Source organism: Burkholderia sp. Bp9015, assembly GCF_003853505.1.
Taxonomy (GTDB): Bacteria; Pseudomonadota; Gammaproteobacteria; order Burkholderiales; family Burkholderiaceae; genus Burkholderia.
Genome location: NZ_QTPZ01000031.1, coordinates 60,029 through 78,501, shown reverse-complemented (window position 1 = coordinate 78,501; position 18,473 = coordinate 60,029). Strand labels below are relative to the sequence as shown.

The 18,473-nt window shown below is 68.2% G+C and carries 16 protein-coding genes; 8 read left to right on the top strand and 8 right to left on the bottom strand.

Annotated features, from left to right (window positions below; genetic code table 11):
- Positions 1-65: 65 nt before the first annotated feature.
- The gene (locus DIE12_RS27960) at positions 66-974 is read right to left on the bottom strand and encodes a LysR substrate-binding domain-containing protein (protein ID WP_124488808.1); all 909 of its coding nucleotides are present in this window, start codon (positions 972-974) and stop codon (positions 66-68) included.
- A 108-nt stretch (positions 975-1,082) separates the two neighbouring features.
- Here DIE12_RS27960 and DIE12_RS27955 point away from each other — a divergent pair, with 108 nt between their 5' ends.
- Positions 1,083-2,165, top strand: a complete 1,083-nt coding sequence (locus tag DIE12_RS27955) for a tartrate dehydrogenase (protein ID WP_124488807.1) — start codon at positions 1,083-1,085, stop codon at positions 2,163-2,165.
- Between the two features lie 201 nt (positions 2,166-2,366).
- On the top strand, positions 2,367-3,677 hold the full coding sequence (locus DIE12_RS27950; RefSeq protein WP_124488806.1) for an MFS transporter: 1,311 nt from the start codon (positions 2,367-2,369) through the stop codon (positions 3,675-3,677).
- A 127-nt stretch (positions 3,678-3,804) separates the two neighbouring features.
- Here DIE12_RS27950 and DIE12_RS27945 read toward each other — a convergent pair whose 3' ends face one another.
- From DIE12_RS27945 to DIE12_RS27930, 4 genes are all read right to left on the bottom strand, one after another.
- On the bottom strand, positions 3,805-4,302 hold the full coding sequence (locus DIE12_RS27945) for a shikimate kinase (RefSeq protein ID WP_124488805.1): 498 nt from the start codon (positions 4,300-4,302) through the stop codon (positions 3,805-3,807).
- Positions 4,303-4,509: 207 nt separating this feature from the next.
- Positions 4,510-5,844, bottom strand: a complete 1,335-nt coding sequence (gene argG / locus DIE12_RS27940; RefSeq protein WP_044848086.1) for an argininosuccinate synthase — start codon at positions 5,842-5,844, stop codon at positions 4,510-4,512.
- Positions 5,845-6,194: 350 nt separating this feature from the next.
- Positions 6,195-7,265 (bottom strand): FUSC family protein, encoded by a 1,071-nt coding sequence (locus tag DIE12_RS27935; protein ID WP_124488804.1) that lies wholly within the window; start codon positions 7,263-7,265, stop codon positions 6,195-6,197.
- Between the two features lie 154 nt (positions 7,266-7,419).
- Positions 7,420-8,952: a diguanylate cyclase gene (locus tag DIE12_RS27930; protein ID WP_409333445.1), complete on the bottom strand. Its 1,533-nt coding sequence runs from the start codon at positions 8,950-8,952 to the stop codon at positions 7,420-7,422.
- Positions 8,953-9,470: 518 nt separating this feature from the next.
- On the opposite strand from DIE12_RS27930, the gene DIE12_RS27925 reads away from it, so the two are divergent.
- From DIE12_RS27925 to DIE12_RS27910, 4 genes are all read left to right on the top strand, one after another.
- Positions 9,471-11,006, top strand: a complete 1,536-nt coding sequence (locus tag DIE12_RS27925) for an amino acid permease (RefSeq protein ID WP_124488802.1) — start codon at positions 9,471-9,473, stop codon at positions 11,004-11,006.
- Between the two features lie 361 nt (positions 11,007-11,367).
- A complete protein-coding gene (locus DIE12_RS27920) occupies positions 11,368-11,613 on the top strand; it encodes a DUF3717 domain-containing protein (protein WP_044848083.1) in 246 nt (81 codons plus the stop codon).
- A 250-nt stretch (positions 11,614-11,863) separates the two neighbouring features.
- Positions 11,864-12,781 carry a LysR family transcriptional regulator gene (locus tag DIE12_RS27915; protein WP_044848082.1) on the top strand — a complete coding sequence of 306 codons (918 nt, stop codon included), beginning with the start codon at positions 11,864-11,866 and terminating at the stop codon, positions 12,779-12,781.
- Between the two features lie 123 nt (positions 12,782-12,904).
- Entirely contained in the window at positions 12,905-13,717 is an 813-nt protein-coding gene (locus DIE12_RS27910; protein ID WP_124488801.1) for an alpha/beta fold hydrolase, read from the top strand.
- Between the two features lie 51 nt (positions 13,718-13,768).
- Here DIE12_RS27910 and DIE12_RS27905 read toward each other — a convergent pair whose 3' ends face one another.
- Both DIE12_RS27905 and DIE12_RS27900 read right to left on the bottom strand, forming a co-directional pair.
- Positions 13,769-14,122 (bottom strand): hypothetical protein, encoded by a 354-nt coding sequence (locus DIE12_RS27905; RefSeq protein ID WP_044848115.1) that lies wholly within the window; start codon positions 14,120-14,122, stop codon positions 13,769-13,771.
- A 374-nt stretch (positions 14,123-14,496) separates the two neighbouring features.
- The gene (locus DIE12_RS27900) at positions 14,497-15,117 is read right to left on the bottom strand and encodes a TetR/AcrR family transcriptional regulator (RefSeq protein WP_124488800.1); all 621 of its coding nucleotides are present in this window, start codon (positions 15,115-15,117) and stop codon (positions 14,497-14,499) included.
- A gap of 95 nt (positions 15,118-15,212) precedes the next feature.
- Between DIE12_RS27900 and DIE12_RS27895 the strand changes: the two genes are divergently transcribed.
- Positions 15,213-16,454, top strand: a complete 1,242-nt coding sequence (locus DIE12_RS27895; protein ID WP_124488799.1) for a glycosyltransferase — start codon at positions 15,213-15,215, stop codon at positions 16,452-16,454.
- Positions 16,455-16,470: 16 nt separating this feature from the next.
- On the opposite strand, the gene hutC is transcribed toward DIE12_RS27895, so the two are convergent.
- Positions 16,471-17,166: a histidine utilization repressor gene (gene hutC / locus DIE12_RS27890; protein ID WP_124488798.1), complete on the bottom strand. Its 696-nt coding sequence runs from the start codon at positions 17,164-17,166 to the stop codon at positions 16,471-16,473.
- 494 nt (positions 17,167-17,660) lie between these two features.
- On the opposite strand from hutC, the gene DIE12_RS27885 reads away from it, so the two are divergent.
- The gene (locus DIE12_RS27885; protein WP_124488797.1) at positions 17,661-18,434 is read left to right on the top strand and encodes an ABC transporter substrate-binding protein; all 774 of its coding nucleotides are present in this window, start codon (positions 17,661-17,663) and stop codon (positions 18,432-18,434) included.
- Positions 18,435-18,473 lie beyond the last annotated feature (39 nt).

The window sequence follows — 18,473 nt, the reverse complement described above, 5'->3', positions numbered from 1 at the left end:
TCAATCAGTCGAACCGGTCGCGCCGCGATCCTGATACGTTCGCGTGCATTGGCGCCCGCCTCCCGTCACCCACCCAGCTCCCCCGCCAGAAAATCCACGAACGCGCGTATTCGCGCGGACATCTGATGCCGCTGCGCATACACCGCGTAGATATCCGCGCTCGGCGTTTCGTAGTCGGGCAGCACGACGACGAGGCGCCCGTCGGCCAGGTAGTCGCGGATATCCCACTCGGCGCGCATCAGGATGCCGTGCCCGTCGAGCGCCCATTTCACCGCGATCTCGCCGTCGTTCGTCGTCAGGTTGCCGTTGATCCGCACGGCTTCCGTATTGCGCGCCGCGCCGCGTCCGCTCGCCAGCCGCCAGATCCCGTAGCCTTCGTCGCCTTGCCGGATGCCGATGCAGTTGTGCCGCGTCAGCTCGTGCGGCGTGCCCGGCGTGCCGTGCCGCGCGAGATACGCGGGCGCCGCGCACAGCAGCCGGCGGTTCGGGGCGAGCCGTCGCGCGACGACGCGCGTATCGGGCGGCTCGCCGAAGCGGATGCACACGTCGAACGCGTCGTCGGTGAGCGGCGGCGGCATCACCGACAGTTGCAACTGCACCGACACCTCCGGAAAACGCGCGACGAAGCGCGAGATCGCCGGGCCGACGTGGCTGCGCCCGAAGCCGAGCGTCGCGTTCACGCGCAGCAGCCCCTTCGGCCGCTGCCGCGCGCTGCCGAGCAGTTCGCCCAGTTCGTCCATCTGATCGAGGATCCGGCGCGCGTAGTCGAGATACACGTCGCCCTCGGGCGTCAGCATCATGCGCCGCGTCGTGCGGTTGACGAGCGTCACGCCCGCGCGCCGCTCCATCTGTGTGAGCCGCTTGCTGACGGCCGCCGCGGTCAGCCCGAGCTCGCGCGCGGCCGCGCTCAGGCTGCCCGCCGCGGCCAGCGTCGAGAAGAAGCCGAGATCGGCCGGCTGGACGGTATCCGCCATGACGGGATTCATGAATTGAAGTTAAAGATGCTTTGAGTATAGCCCCGGTTTCCACACTTCCAGTTCGGTAAAGTGCGTTCACGCTCACGATCAATCGAGGATGTCAGCATGAAGACCTACCGTATCGCGACCATTCCCGGCGACGGCATCGGCAAGGAAGTGGTGCCTGCGGCCAAGCAGGTGCTGGAAGCGCTGGCCCGCGGCAGCGACCGCTTTGCGTTCGAGTTCGAGGATTTCGACTGGGGCGCCGATTACTACCGCCTGCACGGCGCGATGATGCCGGCCGACGGCCTCGACGCGCTGCGCGGCAAGGACGCGATCCTGTTCGGCTCGGCGGGCGACCCCGACGTGCCCGACCACGTGACGCTGTGGGGCCTGCGCCTGAAGATCTGCCAGGGCTTCGACCAGTACGCGAACGTGCGGCCGACGCGCATCCTGCCCGGCATCGACGCGCCGCTGAAGCGCTGCGGGCCGGCCGACCTGAACTGGGTGATCGTGCGCGAGAACTCGGAGGGCGAATACGCGGGTGTCGGCGGCCGCGTGCACCAGGGGCATCCGATCGAGGCGGCGACCGACGTGTCGATCCTCACGCGTGCCGGCGTCGAACGCATCATGCGCTTCGCGTTCCGGCTCGCGCAGTCGCGTCCGCGCAAGCTGCTGACCGTCATCACGAAGAGCAACGCGCAGCGTCACGCGATGGTGATGTGGGACGAGATCGCGAAGCAGGTCGCGCAGGAATTCCCCGACGTCACGTGGGACAGGGAACTCGTCGACGCCGCGACCGCGCGCATGGTGAACCGCCCGGCGTCGCTCGACACGATCGTCGCGACCAACCTGCACGCGGACATCCTCAGCGATCTCGCGGCCGCGCTCGCGGGCAGCCTCGGCATCGCGCCGACCGGCAACATCGATCCCGAGCGCCGCTATCCGTCGATGTTCGAGCCGATCCACGGCTCCGCGTTCGACATCATGGGCCAAGGCCTCGCGAATCCGGTCGGCACGTTCTGGTCGGTCGTGATGCTGCTCGAGCATCTCGGCGAGACGGCAGCGGCCGCGCGCGTGATGCAGGCGATCGAGGCCGTGACGGCCGATCCGTCGCTGCATACGCGCGACCTCGGCGGCAGCGCGACGACCGCGCAGGTGACGGCCGCCATCTGCGAGCGCGTCGCGCACGCGGCGGTCGCCGCCTGACAGTAACGAGAACGGCGATGAGGACGGCGACGGCCGCACGCGCAGCCGGTCGCCTTCCGTTCGCCGCCTCCCGGATTTTTTGCCCGCGACTCGCGCATTCGACGCGAGCCGGGCGCCGGCGCGCACGCTTCGTCGTGATGCCGGCGGTACCCACCGAGCCCGCGCGGACAGCGCGCGACTCGACCTCGAAGGAGGAGACACATGCAAGCGGATCTGGAAACCCGCGTCGCGCGGAAACTGATGTGGCGCATCATTCCGTTCGTGATGCTGCTTTACTTCGTCAGCTTTCTCGATCGCGTCAACGTCGGCTTCGCGGCGATGACGATGAACAAGGCGATCGGCCTGTCGCCGACCGCGTTCGGACTCGGCGGCGGCCTGTTCTTCATCGGCTACTTTCTGTTCGAAGTGCCGAGCAACCTGATTCTCCATCGCGTCGGCGCACGCATCTGGATCGCGCGCGTGATGATCACGTGGGGCATCGTGTCGGCGGTGTCCGCGTTCGCAGCCGGGCCGACGAGCTTCTACGTGTTGCGCTTCCTGCTCGGCATCGCGGAAGCCGGCTTCTTCCCCGGCATCATCCTGTACCTGAGCCTGTGGTTTCCCGCGAAGCAGCGCGCGGTGGCGGCCGCGTGGTTCATGGCGGCCGCGCCGATCTCGACCGCGATCGGCTCGCCGCTGTCGGGCGCGATCATGCAGATGCCGCCGCTGTTCGGGCTCGCCGACTGGCAGATGCTGTACATCGTCGAGGCGCTGCCCGCGGTCCTGCTCGGCTTCGTCGTGCTGACGTGCCTGACCGATGCGCCGTCGAAGGCCGCGTGGCTGCAGCCGGACGAGCGCGACTGGCTGGTCGCGAAGCTGAAGTCCGAGGCCGACGCGCGGCACGCGCATGCCGGGCACACGGCCGGCGCGTGGCAGGCGCTGCGCGACCCGCGCGTGCTGGCGCTCGCGCTGATCTACTTCGGCACGTCGGCGGGGCTCTATACGCTCGGCCTCTGGGCGCCGCTGATGGTCAGGCAGTTCGGCTTCACCGCGTGGCAGACGGGCCTGCTGACCGGCATCCCGAGCATCGCCGCGGTCGTCGCGATGATCGGCTGGGCGCGGCATTCGGATCGCACCGGCGAACGCACGTGGCATGTCGTGATTCCGTGCGTGCTCGCGTGCATCGGCTTCGTGTTCGCGGGGCAGGCGAGCACCGCGCTCTTGACCGTGCTCGCGCTGGTCGTCGTCAACATCGGGATCAGCGCCGCGAAGGCGCCGTTGTGGGCGATGCCGAGCGCGTTCCTGTCCGGCGCCGGCGCGGCCGCGGGGATCGCGATGATCAACTCGATCGGCAACCTCGGCGGCTTCGTCGGGCCGTTCGCGATCGGCTGGCTGAAGAACGTGACGGGCGGCTATGCGGCCGGGCTGTACGTGGTGGCGGGCACGCTCGCGGTGTCGGCGGTCGTCACGCTCATGCTGAGCCGCAAGGGGGCGCGCGAGCAGGTCGTGCCGGGGGTGCGGCATCATCATTGAATTGCAGGCAGCGCGTGTTGCCGGACGTGGCGACTGTGCGGAGGGTGCCGGCGCTCGCGTGCGCGAGGCCTTTGCCCACTACGCGGTGTGACGCGACTTCCGCCCCTCGCGCGCGCCGGTTTCCCCGCTACACGTTCGGCGATTGCGCGCTTCGTGCGATCTCCTGCGCACACGCATCGGCCGACGCTTTCGACGTGTCGACGAAGCAATCGCTGAACGCGCGCGCCGCATACCCTTCGCGATACATCTCGGCGATACGTTGCCGCTCCCAGTCCGTCAGCGCGCGCGTGCCGCGATCCGACGCCGCGATCGCTTCCGGCGGCGCGAGCGTCACGACGAACAGGCGCGCGTCGCGTGCGTCGCAGGCTGCGCGCAGCCGGTCGAATTCCGCGTCGCCGATCGGATAGGCGATCACCAGATGACGTTCGCGTGCCTGCGCGATCTCTTTGACGAGGCGCGCCAGCGCGATCGCCCACTGCACGTCGAACGGGGTGTCGTCGGGCGCGTCGTGATCGTCGCCGTCGATGAAGCGCGCATCGGGCAGTCGCTGCGCGAGTGCGCGACCGATCGTCGTCTTGCCGCTGTTGATCGGGCCGTTCAGGTGGATGACGGTGAGGGAAGTCATGAGCCGGGCCGGAAATCGGACGACTGGCAGCTTGCCACGATTGCCGTAGCCTTGCAGCGCCGTTTGCGCGTGACGCGGTGGCGCGAGTAGAGCAGGAAGGGAAAGAAGCGGAGGAAGAAGCAGCAGGCCGCGCGTGCACCGATGCACATGCGGCCTGCCCGGCCGGAGCGCGTATCGGCTACGCGCCCCGGCGTCGAACGAAGCGACTTACTTGTCGTCTCCCTTGATCTGCGGCAGCGCCGACGCTTCACCCGGCGTCAGCAGGCCGACTTGCGAATACACGCGCAGCTTGTCGCGCGTATCGGTGATGTCGAGGTTGCGCATCGTCAGCTGGCCGATCCGGTCGCGCGGCGAGAACGTCGACGCCACCTTCTCCATCGACAGGCGTTCCGGCTGATACGTGAGGTTCGGCGACTTCGTGCTCAGGATCGAGTAGTCGTTACCGCGGCGCAGTTCGATCTTCACTTCGCCGGTGATCGCGCGCGCGACCCAGCGCTGCGCCGTTTCGCGCAGCATGATCGCCTGCGGGTCGAACCAGCGGCCCTGGTACAGCAGGCGGCCGAGACGGCGGCCGTTCTCGCGGTACTGCTCGATCGTGTCTTCGTTGTGGATGCCGGTGACGAGACGCTCGTATGCGATGTACAGCAGCGCGAGGCCCGGGGCTTCATAGATGCCGCGGCTCTTCGCCTCGATGATGCGGTTCTCGATCTGGTCGCTCATGCCGAGGCCGTGGCGGCCGCCGATGCGGTTCGCTTCCAGCAGCAGCTCGACCTGATCCTTGAACTCGACGCCGTTCAGCGCGACCGGCTGGCCGGCTTCGAAGCGCACCGTCACTTCCTCGGCGGCGATCTTCACGTCGTCGCGCCAGAACGCGACGCCCATGATCGGGTTCACGATCTTGATGCCGCTTTCGAGGCTTTCGAGGTCCTTCGCTTCGTGCGTCGCGCCGAGCAGGTTCGAGTCGGTCGAATACGCCTTCTCGGCCGACATCTTGTAGGCGAAGCCGGCCTGGTTCATGAATTCGGACATTTCGGCGCGGCCGCCGAGTTCGTCGATGAACGTCTGGTCGAGCCACGGCTTGTAGATCTTCAGGTCCGGGTTCACGAGCAGGCCGTAGCGGTAGAAACGCTCGATGTCGTTGCCCTTGTACGTGCTGCCGTCGCCCCAGATGTTGACGCCGTCTTCCTTCATCGCGGCGACGAGCATCGTGCCCGTCACGGCGCGGCCGATCGGCGTCGTGTTGAAGTACGTGACGCCCGCGGTCGTGATGTGGAACGCGCCGCTTTGCAGCGCGGCGATGCCTTCGGCGACGAGCTGCGCGCGGCAGTCGATCAGGCGGGCGCCGGCTGCGCCGTATTCGATCGCGCGTTTCGGGATCGCGTCGTAATCGTCTTCGTCGGGCTGGCCGAGGTTCGCCGTGTATGCGTACGGGACGGCGCCCTTCAGTTTCATCCAGTGCAGCGCGGCGCTGGTGTCCAGGCCGCCGGAGAAGGCGATACCGACCTTCTGGCCGGTCGGGAGGCTTTCGAGAATCGTGCTCATAGGAATTACCGTGGATTGAAGCCGGTGGGATCGTATTTCGCGGAATATGCGAGTATCGGCTGTCCGGGAAGTTGGGGCAAGACCTGATTTTCGCGCCAATACGTCTTCGGGCCTGTCGCGACGGGCCTGGCGGGCGATTAACCGGCCGGAGAATCCGGCGCGAAACGGCCTCGGACGGCGGTCGAAACTGGCGAAGGCGCGCCGGCGCGCACGCCCGATTGGCGGGGCCAGATCGGTCGGCCGGTGCGGCATCCGCGCTCAGGATGCCGGGCCACCTTTATGAAAGGCTAATGAAAGATGCCCTGAGGCGCCCGGCGTCCGTCGGCCTTCGAATCGTCAAAGCTCCAGGTTCAGATATTCCACGCCTGCGCGGTATCGAGCAGTTTCTCGCGCAACTGATCCACTTCGCCGGCCAGCTTGGCCGTGATCGACACGTAGCCCGACAACTGCGCCGGCGGGGCGTCGTGCGGCGGCTCGGCCGGCCGGCGGCGCGGTGCGAGCCGGCTCGGCGTGCCGAACTTGAGCGCGCGGCTCGCGCCGACGAGCGTGTCGCGGATGCGCCGGTTCATCGCCTTCATCTCGGTGCGCATGTATTCGCGCGCGGCGAGGTCGTCGCGGGCCGGCACCGTGCTCGACAGGATCTCCAGATAGCCGATGCACAGGCGCAGGCCGCGCTGGATCGCCTCGAGCTGCGTGACCGGGATGTCGCATTCCTTCGACACCGACGGCATCAGCGAGCGCAGCTGCACCAGCAGCGCGCTCAGCGCGGCCATTTCCTTCAGGTGCGCGTCGTCGCTCACGTGGCGGTCGCCCGCGAGCCGCGCATGCACGGCCGCGCACGCGCGCAGCGCGTCGGCGAGCTTGTAGCGCCACGAGTAGGTCGCATAGAGCGGCAGCGCGAACGAGAACGCCAGCGCGATCGCGATGCCGGTCAGCACGTTCACCGCGCGCCACAGGCCGTCGACGATCTCGTTGTCGCCGTGCCCGGCGACGATCACCATCGTGATCGCCGACAGCAGCGCGATGTAGCCGGCCTTGCCGATCGCGTGATACGCGCAGAGCCCGCACGCGATCGCCATCAGCAGGTAGATCGCGAGCGGCGCGTGCAGGACGGAGTAGAGCAGGATCAGCCCCAGCCCCGCGAGCGCGCCGATCGACGTGCCGAGCGCGCGCTCGGCCGCCTTCTTGCGGATGTTGCCGTGGTGCTGCAGTCCGCCGACGACGATCAGCACGGTGATCGTCGACCATTCGCCGTGCGGCACGCGCAGGCCGGTGGACAAGGCGATCGACACGAGAATCGCGAGCGCGACGCGCGCCGCATGGATCAGCTTCGCGTGCCGGTAGCGGCGGTACGGGTCCAGCAGGGGACGGAGCGCGTGGCGCAGGAGCGGCGGGAATCGGGCAGGGAACTGGGCGGTCATGACGGAGCGGGGGTGGCCGGCGGGATGGCCGGAATGCGCGTGCGGCGCGGGCGGGCCGGCGCCGCGCCGCACGCGCGGCTGACGTAACGCTAGCCGAACGCGCGCGGGCTGTCCACGACGGCGCGGCGCGGCGCGGGTGCCGCCGGCCGCCGCGTCACGCGTCGGCCGTATTCGCCTCGGCGTTCGACACGCGATTGCGGCCGCCGGACTTCGCGTGGTACAGCGCCGCGTCGGCCTGCCGCAGCAGCGTCGCGGCGTTGACGCGCCCGCCGGCGCTGGTCGCCGCGCCGATGCTCGCCGTCACGTGCCCGTACGGGCTGCGGACGTGCGCGATGTCGAGCCCGGCGATCGCACGGCGGATCGCTTCGGCGACGGTCGCCGCGCCCTGCGCGTCGGTGTCGGGCAGCGTGACGACGAATTCCTCGCCGCCGTAGCGCGCGACGTGGTCGCTGTCGCGGCGCAGGCAGCGCGACGCGGATTGCGCGACGCGGCGCAGCACGTCGTCGCCGGCGAGGTGGCCGTAGTAGTCGTTGAACGCCTTGAAATGATCGACGTCGACGAACAGCACCGACAGCGGCCGGCCGCTGCGCGACGCGCGCTGCGCCTCCTTCGCGAGCACGGCATCGAACGTGCCGCGGTTGTCGAGCCCGGTCAGCGAATCGGTATGCGCGAGCCGGTACAGATTCAACTTGGTGACCTGCCGGCGCTCGAGTTCGCGCGACAGCGCGAGCGAGCCCCCCAGGATGAACACGGTAAACAGGCCCATCAGCACGGCGGTCCAGATCGCGCGATGGCGCCACGGCGCGTAGATGTCGATCTCGGCGGGCGCGACGTCGACGATCAGCGGCAGATGCGCGAGATGCTTGTAGACGTAGATGCGCCGCACGTCGTCGATCGCGCCGACGCCCGTCAGCACGCCTTCGCTGCTGCGCTGCGCCTTGATGAAGAGCGGGGAGTGGTGGAGGTCGAGGCCGACCACGCGCGGATCGTACGGCAGGCGCGAGACGAGCGCGCCATTGTCCTCGACGATCGCCGCGCTGCCGTGCTGGCCGACCGCGAGCCCGTCGAGCAGCGCGCGGAAGTAGCCGATGTTGAGCGTGCCGACGACGATTCCGCCGAAGCGGCCGTCGGCCAGCGTGATCCGGCGGCTGAGCGCGATCGTCAGCGCGCCGCCGCGCAGCCGGGACGCATAGGGCCGGCTGATATAGAGGCCCTGCACGAGCCGGTCGCGATGCACGGCGAAATACTCGCGGTCGGCGAAATTGCCTTGTCGCGGCGGCGATGCGGCCGAATCGATCACGATATTGCCGTGCGGATCCATTACGAAAATGGCGCCGAGATACGCGCCGGTCGCGGCGCGGTCGAACAGCAGCCGGTGACGCTGGCGCGGCGGCAATGCCGTCAGTTCCGGATCGGCGAGCCCGTCGACGACGTTTTGCAGCGAAAGATCATACAGTTCGATATTGCGGGAAATATCGCGCTCGATCAGCAGCATCAGGTTGCGCGCATTTTCGACCGCATGGTCATACGCGTCGTGGCGTGCCTCGATTAAAAGCGACGTCGAGAGTCCCCAGCTGAACAGCAGCAGCACGACGCCGGCGACGAGCACGCCGCGGGGCGACAGTATGCGTGCCACGGCCGTCGCGGTATGACGGCGCAGCGTAGCGAGCGGCGTGGGTGGCATCATCCTCGGGGCAGGCGGCGGATATGTGCGTCGTCGACGATTCCGCGCTCTGATTAATTCGCATTAGTCGGCATTATCTCGCGAATTCCCGAAATTCGCCGCTCGATGCAAAACATGCATGCGCCAATCCGATTCGGAACGATTACGCATCATTACCTTGAGCCGGGCGTTCGTTTCGATTTGAATCGCGATTATGGGTAGACGGTATTTTGTCTGATTATTAGGGCATATCGATCGATTTTGTCGTTTTAATACAGGATCGGGCTATTGCGCCGGCGCGATTGCGTATCGGGCGGGGAGGTGCACCGTCGCGGCTCACCCCGCGTCGGCATGCGGCGCCGGGGTGTCCGGACCCGAGCGGTTCCGACGGCGAATCAGGTAGAATCCGCGCTTCGCCGCTGGCGCCCGGCGCGCAACGCGTATCGGGGCCGCATCGAATGCATCGCAGCAGGCGGCGCGACGCGCCCCGATCCCGCATGCGCCGGCCCCGGATGCCGGCCCGCTCAACGTTCGTCTCGTTTATGTCCGCAATCCCGAATTCCGACCAACCCGGTTCGTCCGCGAACCCACCCAAGCTTCATCGCGCGCTGAAGGCGCGCCATCTGACGATGATCGCCATCGGCGGCTCGATCGGCACGGGCCTGTTCGTCGCGTCCGGCGCGTCGATCTCGCAGGCCGGCCCCGGCGGCGCGATGGTCGCGTACATGCTGATCGGCCTGATGGTCTATTTCCTGATGACGAGCCTCGGCGAAATGGCCGCGTTCATGCCGGTGTCGGGCTCGTTCGCGACCTACGGCGCGAAATACGTCGACGAAGGCTTCGGCTTCGCGCTCGGCTGGAACTACTGGTACAACTGGGCCGTGACGATCGCGGTCGAGCTGGTCGCCGCGCAGCTCGTGATGCACTACTGGTTCCCGGACGTGCCGGGCGTCTGGTGGAGCGCCGCGTTCCTCGGCGTGATGTTCCTGCTCAACGCGCTGACCGTGCGCGGCTTCGGGGAAGCCGAATACTGGTTCGCGCTGATCAAGGTCGTCACCGTGGTCGCGTTCATCGGCGTCGGCCTGCTGATGATCTTCGGCATTCTGAAGGGCGCGCCGGGCAACGGCTGGGGCAACCTGACGATCGGCGACGCGCCGTTCGCGGGCGGCCTGCCGGCGCTGATGGGCGTCGCGATGATCGCGGGCTTCTCGTTCCAGGGCACCGAGCTGATCGGCGTCGCGGCCGGCGAATCGGAGAACCCGCGCACGACGATCCCGCGCGCGGTGCGTCAGGTGTTCTGGCGGATCCTGCTGTTCTACGTGCTGGCGATCTTCGTGATCGGCGTGCTGATTCCCTACACCGACCCGAACCTGCTGAAGAGCGACGTGACCGACATCGGCGTGAGTCCGTTTACGCTCGTGTTCCGCCACGCGGGCCTCGCGTTCGCGGCCGGCGTGATGAACGCGGTGATCCTGACGGCCGTGCTGTCGGCCGGCAACTCGGGCATGTACGCGTCGACCCGGATGCTCTACAACCTCGCGACGGAAGGCCGTGCGCCGAGGCTGTTCGCGAAGCTGTCGCCGGGCGGCGTGCCGCGCAACGCGCTGTACGCGACGACCGCCGTCGGCGCGCTGTGCTTCTTCACGTCGCTGTACGGCGACAAGACGGTGTACCTGTGGCTGCTGAACACGTCGGGGATGACGGGTTTCATCGCGTGGCTCGGCATCGCGATCAGCCACTACCGGTTCCGCAAGGGCTACGTGAAGCAGGGCTACGCGGTCGACCAGCTGCCGTACCAGTCGAAGTGGTTTCCGTTCGGCCCGCTGTTCGCGTTCGTGCTGTGTCTCGTGATCGCGCTCGGCCAGGACTACCAGGCGTTTCTCGCGAACCGGATCGACTGGGCGGGCGTGGCCGCGACCTACGTCGGCATTCCGCTGTTCCTCGTCGTGTGGCTCGGCTACCGGCTCCTGAACAAGAGCCGCTTCGTGCGCTACGAGGACATGGAGATCGCGCCGTGGGCGGCCGCGAACCGCAGCGCGCAGCTGCAGCGCGTGGAGAACCGCGAAACCGTCGGCTGATGCCGGTGCGGCCACCGGCCGCGTGGTGCGCGATGAAAACGGGAAGCCCGCGGGCTTCCCGTTTTTCGTTGGGACGTCCGGGCGACGCGGGGTGCCGCCGACGTCGGTAGCCGACGCGTGCGTCGTTCCAGATACCGTTCCAGCCGCCGCCGACCCCGCTTTTTTTGTCGGCTTTGCGCTGCACGGGGTCAAAGCCGGTTATATTTCCCGACCCTACCGGGCCACGGTCCGGCCGGCGCGACGAGCGCGGCGCGGATCGGGCATCCGGCGCGCGCCTGTTGCGGCGGCCGGCGGCGCCCGGCGTTTCCATCGTTCCGCCGCGGCCGGCCCGGCCCGCGGAGCGCGCAATCCAGAGGAATCCATGAGCGCATCACCCGCCGAGCGGAAGGCCGGACCCGTTTCCATCGTGCGAATCGAAGCCGCGATCAACGCGTGGCGCGAAGTGTATCCGCCGGCGCCGGACGGCGAGGACGGCTACGCGCTCGACGCCGGCAGCAACTGCCTGGCCGAGCTGTACGGCACGATGATCTGCTATCGGCTGCCGGACGTGCCGCTCGACTCACTGAGCGACGCGCAGCGCGATGCGCTGTACGCGACCGAGGCATGACGCGCGGTCGGGACGCTGCCGCGACGCGGCGTCGATGAAGCAACGGGAAGCCTGGCGGCTTCCCGTTTTGCTTTGCGGCTTTGCGCGGTGCGCCGCCCGCGAGGGCGGGCGCGGCGCGGCTCGCGCCGGTATCGGCGCGGGCTGAGGTATCGTCATGGCATCGGGAGCAGGCGCTCACGGGACGACCGGCGCGGCACGTGTGTGCGCGGGGCCGAATGAACGTCCGTGGCCTGTCCGGGAGGGTTCGAACATGGAGTTGAGACACCTCCGCTACTTCGTCGCGGTTGCCGAGGAGCGGAATTTCACGCGCGCGGCCGAGCGCCTGCACATCGCGCAGCCGCCGCTCAGCCGGCAGATCCAGCAGCTCGAGGACGCGCTCGGCGTGCCGCTGTTCGAGCGCAACGCGCGGCCGCTGAAGCTGACCGACGCGGGGCGGTTCTTCTATTCGCACGCGGTGCAGCTGCTCGCGCAGACCACCGAGCTCGAATCGATGACGAAGCGGGTCGGCAAGATCGAGCGCAGCATGTCGGTCGGCTTCGTCGGCTCGACGCTGTACGGGATGCTGCCGAAGATCATCCGGCGCTTTCGCAGCGAGTATCCGGCCGTCGAGCTGAGCCTGCACGAGATGTCGACGATGGACCAGATCAAGGCGCTGAAGGAAGGGCGCATCGACGTCGGGTTCGGGCGCATCCGTCACGAGGACCCGAGCGTGCGGCGCGTCGTGCTGCGCGAGGAGCGGATGATCGTCGCGCTGCCGGTCGGTCACGTGCTCGACGGCGCGAAACCCGTGCTGTCGCTGCACGATCTCGTGAACGACACGCTGATCATCTTCCCGAAGGCGCCGCGGCCGAGCTATGCGGACCAGGTGCTCGCGGCATTCCACGATCGCGCGCTGCAGCCGCGCAAGATCTACGAGACGCGCGAACTGCAGATCGCGCTCGGGCTCGTCGCGATGGGCGAAGGCGTGTCGGTCGTGCCGCACAGCGTGTACGGGCTGAAGCGCGACGACATCAGCTACAAGCCGCTCGACGATCCGAAACTCGTGTCGCCGATCATCATGAGCATGCGGATGCTCGACGAATCGGAGGACATCCGCGCGATGCAGGCGCTGATCTACCGGCTGTACGACGAGTCGCAGATGGAGTATCTGCCGCCGCAGCCCGAATGAGCGCGCGGGCGGTGGGGGCTTGCTTGACGCCGCGCGCGTCGGCCGGCCACCATCGTCGGCATTCTGCGGTCCGCCCGCGTGCGGCCGCCTTCATGCAGCCTTCATGCAGACGATGACATGCACATGACTGAAATCGTGACCGAGGAGACCTGGGTCGAGACGCCGCAAGGGCGTCTCTTCGCGAAGCGCTGGCGCGGTGCGCCCGCGCAGGCGACGGCCGCGACCGGGCCGGCCGCGCCGATCGTGCTGCTGCACGATTCACTCGGCTGTGTCGAACTTTGGCGCGACTTCCCCGCGCAACTCGCGCGCGCCACGCAACGCGACGTGATCGCATACGACCGGCTCGGCTTCGGCCGGTCCGACCGCCATCCGGGACAGCTCGGCACGACGTTCGTGCGCGACGAGGCCGATCAGGGCTTCCGCGCGCTGCTCGAACGGTTCGGCATCGATGCGTTCGTGGCGTTCGGGCACAGCGTCGGCGGCGGCATGGCGGTCAGCTGCGCGGCCGCGTATCCCGCGCGTTGCCGCGCGCTGGTGACGGTCGCCGCGCAGGCGTTCGTCGAGGATCGCACGCTCGACGGCATTCGCGAGGCGGGGCAGCAGTTCGACGCGCCGGGCCAGCTCGAGCGGCTCGTGCGCTATCACGGCGACAAGGCCGAATGGGTGCTGCGTGCGTGGGTCGGCACGTGGCTGTCGCCGGCGTTTCGCGACTGGAGTCTCGACGACGCGCTGCCGCGCGTGCGCTGCGCGACGCTCGCGATTCACGGCGAGCAGGACGAATACGGGTCGGACGTGCATCCGAAGCGGATCGCCGCGCGCGTCGCGGGGCCGTCGTCGTTCCTGCTGCTCGACGGATGCGGACACATGCCGCATCGCGAGCGGAGCGGCGACGTACTCGCGGCCGTGGCGAGGTTCCTGCGCGGTGGGCTCGCCTGAACGGCCGGGCGCAGGCGCGCGATGCGACCGGCGGGCCGAGCCCGCCGGCGCTCAGAACGACAGCTGGATCGCGAGATCGAGCGCGAGAATCGCGATCGAGCAGCCGATGCCGAGGACCACGTTCGGCAACCGGTGTTCGAAGTCGCGATTGTCGCGGCGCATCGCGGCGCCGAGCAGGAAGATCGCCTCGACGACGATCTGCAGCCCGACGAACAGCAGCATCAGCAGGTACTCGTAACCCATCTGCTTGAACGCGGCGAATTGCATCCCGTGATCGCGGATCCATTGGCCGACGCGCAGCAGTTCGTAGACGAACAGCAAGGCGGGAAACAGGTAGCTGATGAAATACGTCGGCGCCGTGGCGTGCCGTAGTTCGAGGTGGAAGTGCTGATGCATGGTAGCCATCACGAAGCCCTCCTTGCAAACGCATGATTGCGGTCGCGACGGCGGCGCGACGACGTGCGGACTAAGGGATTGCCCGAGGCATCGTGCGGGGCCGTACGACATCAGCATACTGCTGCGCGGAAGATTTGGCATCCCGTGCGTGCATGCGTTGTAAAAATCCCGGCGCATCGCGCGAAGCATGCAGCGGCTTCCGCTCGCGGAGCGCGACGCGTCGGCCGGTTGCGTGTCGCCCGCGTTGCCGGGCAGCAGCGATTCCGGATGGTGTTCCAGATCGCAGGCCAGCGCGCGCGCCCGGCGTGCGCGTGAATTGCGTGAGCGCCGTGCACGTTCGATGCGCACGCACCTTCCTGCCCGAGCGTCGCCTCGGCGGCCGCTCAGCCTTTCGCTTGCGCGCCTTCGACGAACAGCTTCGCGACCGACCGGAATTCCCGCTTCAGCGATAACCCCGGCACGGTCAGCCAGCGCAGCATCGCCGCGAGATACAGATGATGGAACCACGTGGCGAGCTGGTCGGCCGCCAGCGCCGGGTCCAGTTCGCCCGCCTGCTGTCCGGCCGCGATCAGCTGCTGCCACACGAGCGCGATGTCGCCGCCGCCGTCTTTCCCGCTTTCCGCTTCCGTCACGCCGATGCTCAGGAACCGATGCCGCAGGTAGGCGAGCAGGTACACCGGGTGCTGCTCGCACCACGCGGCCGACGCGTCGAGCACGCAGGCGATCCGCGACGCGAAGGTCTTCCGTCGCGCGACGTCGCGCTGTAGGTGCGCGAGGTCGCGCGCGAGTTCGCCTTCGAGCCAGTGCGCGAGCACGGCTTCCTTCGTCGGAAAGTGGTTGTACAGCGTTCGTTTCGCGACATCGGCCTGCGCGGCGATCTGCTCCATCGTCACGGCATCGTAGCCATGCACATCGAACAGGCGGGCGCCGGTGTCGGCGAGATGCGCGAGCATCTGGATGCGCTTGCGTGCGCGGCGGCCCGGATCGTCGGTCGTCGTCGGCATGGTTCGGTATCGAATGAAAGTGCACGAATTGCATTAGTATACGACGTGCATTTTTATGAATCCACTTGCCTGCATCGTGCAGGGGGAGTTCACGCATGAAGCTCGTCATCGTCACTTACGGCACCGAAGGCGACACGCGTCCGCTCGCGGCGCTCGGCCGTGCGCTGCTGGATGCGGGCCACGAGGTCCGGTTGCTGGCCGACGCCGCGACGCTCGGTTCGGCCGCCGCGCTCGGGGTGCCGTGCGCGCCGTTGTCCGGCGATATCCGCGCGGCGATCGCGCCGGATGGCGCGTTGTCCGACGCGGTGCGCGGGCGCGGCGGCTTCAACGACACGTCGAAGGCGCTCGCGGCGATCGCGAATGCGAACACGGCGGCATGGATGCGCGAAGTCGCGGCCGCGTCGGCCGGTTGCGATGCGATCCTGGTGTCGGGGCTGGCGTCGTTCGTCGGGCTGTCGGTCGCCGAGTATCGCGGCGTGCCGGCGATCGGCACGGGGATGATTCCGATCACGCCGACCGCGGCATTCGCGTCGCCGTTCCTGCCGCCCGGCAAGGTGCCGCGCCGGCTGAATCGCGCGAGCCACCGGCTCGTGAACGCGCTGCTGTGGCACGCGTTCAGGAACGCGACCAATGCAGCGCGCGCCAGCGTGTGCGGCCTGCCGGCGCGCCGGCACGTCTGGACCGATCATCCGATGCTGTACGGCGTGTCGCCCGTGCTGCTGTCCGATCCGGCCGACTGGCCGTCACACGTGCAGGCCTGCGGTCAGTGGCACGCCGACGCGCCGGCGTGGACGCCGCCGCCCGCGCTGGCGACCTTTCTCGGCGCGGGCGAGCCGCCCGTGTACATCGGCTTCGGCAGCATGGCCGGGTTCGATCGCGCCGCGATGGTCGGCGCGCTGCTGCAGGCGCTCGACGGCCGGCGCGCGCTGTTCCATCCGGGCTGGAGCGGCATCGATGCGTCGATGCTGCCGGCGCACGTGTGCGTGATCGGCGAGACGCCGCACGACCGGTTGTTTCCGCATGTATCGATGGCGATCCACCACGGCGGATCGGGTACCACGCATTCGGCCGCGCGGGCGGGCATTCCGTCGGTCGTCGTGCCGTTCGCGGGCGATCAGTTCTTCTGGGCGAACCGGCTGCATCGGCTCGGTGTGGCCGATGCGCCGGTGGCGGGCCGGCGCGTGGACGCCGCCGCGCTCGCACGCGCGATCGCGTTCGCGGCGCGTGCCGACACGCAGGCGCGCGCCGCCGGACTCGGTGCGCGGATCGCACGGGAGGACGGCGTGCGGCGGGCGGTCGCCGCGATCGAGCGCTGGGGGCGGCCCGGCATGCGGTGAACGCGCCGGCGCCGCGTCAGAAATGCCCGGTGAACCGGTAGCGGCTGCCCGGGTGCCACAGATTGGCCACCGACGCGACCATCCCCTGCGACCATGTGCGCCGATGCAGCAGCAGGCAGGGCTCGCGTTCGTCCATCGTCAGGTGGCGGCGCGTTTGCGCATCGGGCATCGCGGCCTCGATCCGGTATTCGACCCGCTGCAGCGGCGCGACGCGCGTGAGGTACTGGTTCGGCGTCGTCGTCGTGAAGTCCTGCAGTGCGTATTCGGGCGCGCAGGCGGGATTGACCCAGCGTTCCTCGAGTTGCACCGGCGTGTCGTTCTCGAAGTGCAGCACGCGTGAATGGAAGATCGGGCTGCCGGCGTCGAGCCGCAGCTCGTCGGCGAGCTTCGCGTCGGCGATGGCCGCGCCGACCTCCAGCACGTGCGCGCGATATGCATGGCCGCGCGCGGCGACTTCGTCCGAGATGCTGCGGATCGCCACCAGCGTCGATTCGTATTTCGGCGACGCGACATACGTGCCCGAGCCGCGCGTGCGCGTGAGCACCTGCTCGGCCGTCAGTTCGCGCAGCGCGCGGTTGACCGTCATCCGCGCGACGTTGAATTCGCGCGCGAGCTCGTTTTCCGACGGCACCTGGTCGCCTTCCGCCCACTCGCCCGCATGGATGCGCGCGAGGATGAAGTCCTTGATTTCCTGATAGATCGGTGTGGTCATTGCATTGCTGTTCGAGAGACGGCGGCCGCGTGCCGTCGCGCGCGGGCCTTCGTGCGGTGTCCGGGCGGAGTGTACCGGGTTCGACGCCGCGCGGGCCCGACTGTGGGCCCGGGATTCGGGTTATTCCGGCCCGCATCCGGCGCGCCGGCCAAGGGCCCGCGGGGCCCGTACGGGCCGCGGCCGCCGCGCCGGCGAGCCCGGCAAACGAAAAGTATAGACAAATGCATGGGCGGCGACGATGTGCCGAATCCGCACCGAAACAAGGGGTTCAGCTTCATGTAAGGTGTAGCGAATTGAAATATAAGGAAAATTCGCTCAGGTAAACAATCCGCCGACAATTAGAGATAAACACGGATTGCTGCCAGTGACCTGAAAAAGGCAAAGTTGTATGTACAACTTGGAGAGTCGTCTGACGGATGACCTCCCGGTTGGAAGGGTTCGCGGCGGCGACGCCCGACGGGACCCGTGCCCAGTTCGCCTATGACAGGAACGCCATGAAGAAACTCGCGCTCAGTATTGCCCTTGCCTGCCTCGCGGTCGGTGCCCACGCCAAGGATTGGTCGACGATCCGGTTTGGCGTCGACGCCAGCTATCCGCCGTTCGAATCGAAGGATGCAAGCGGCAAGGTCGTCGGCTTCGACGTCGATCTCGGCAACGAGATCTGCGCGCGCCTGAAGGCGAAATGCGTGTGGATCGAGAACGACTTCGACGGGATGATCCCGGCGCTGAAGGCGAAGAAGTTCGACGGCGTGCTGTCGTCGATGTCGATGACGCCGGCGCGTGCCGAGCAGATCGCGTTCTCCGACAAGCTGTTCAACACGCCGACGCGCCTCGTCGCGAAGAAGGGCGCGAACCTGCAGCCGACGGCCGAATCGCTGAAGGGCAAGTCGGTCGGCGTCGAGCAGGGCACGATCCAGGAAACCTACGCGAAGGCCTACTGGGCGCCGAAGGGCGTGCAGGTCGTGCCTTACCAGAACCAGGACGGCGTGTACCAGGACCTGATGTCCGGCCGCCTCGACGCCGCGCTGCAGGACGCGGTGCAGGCCGATATCGGCTTCCTGAAGACACCGCGTGGCGCGAACTTCGAATTCGCCGGCAAGGACATCGACGATCCGAAGACGCTCGGCAACGGCGCCGGCATCGGCCTGCGCAAGGACGACGCCGACCTGAAGGCGAAGATCGACCATGCGATCGCCGACATGATCAAGGACGGCACCTACAAGAAGCTCGAGAAGAAGTACTTCGCATTCGACGTGTACGGCGGCTGACGCCTTCGCGGCGCGCACCGGCCGTGGCGCGCGCCGCCC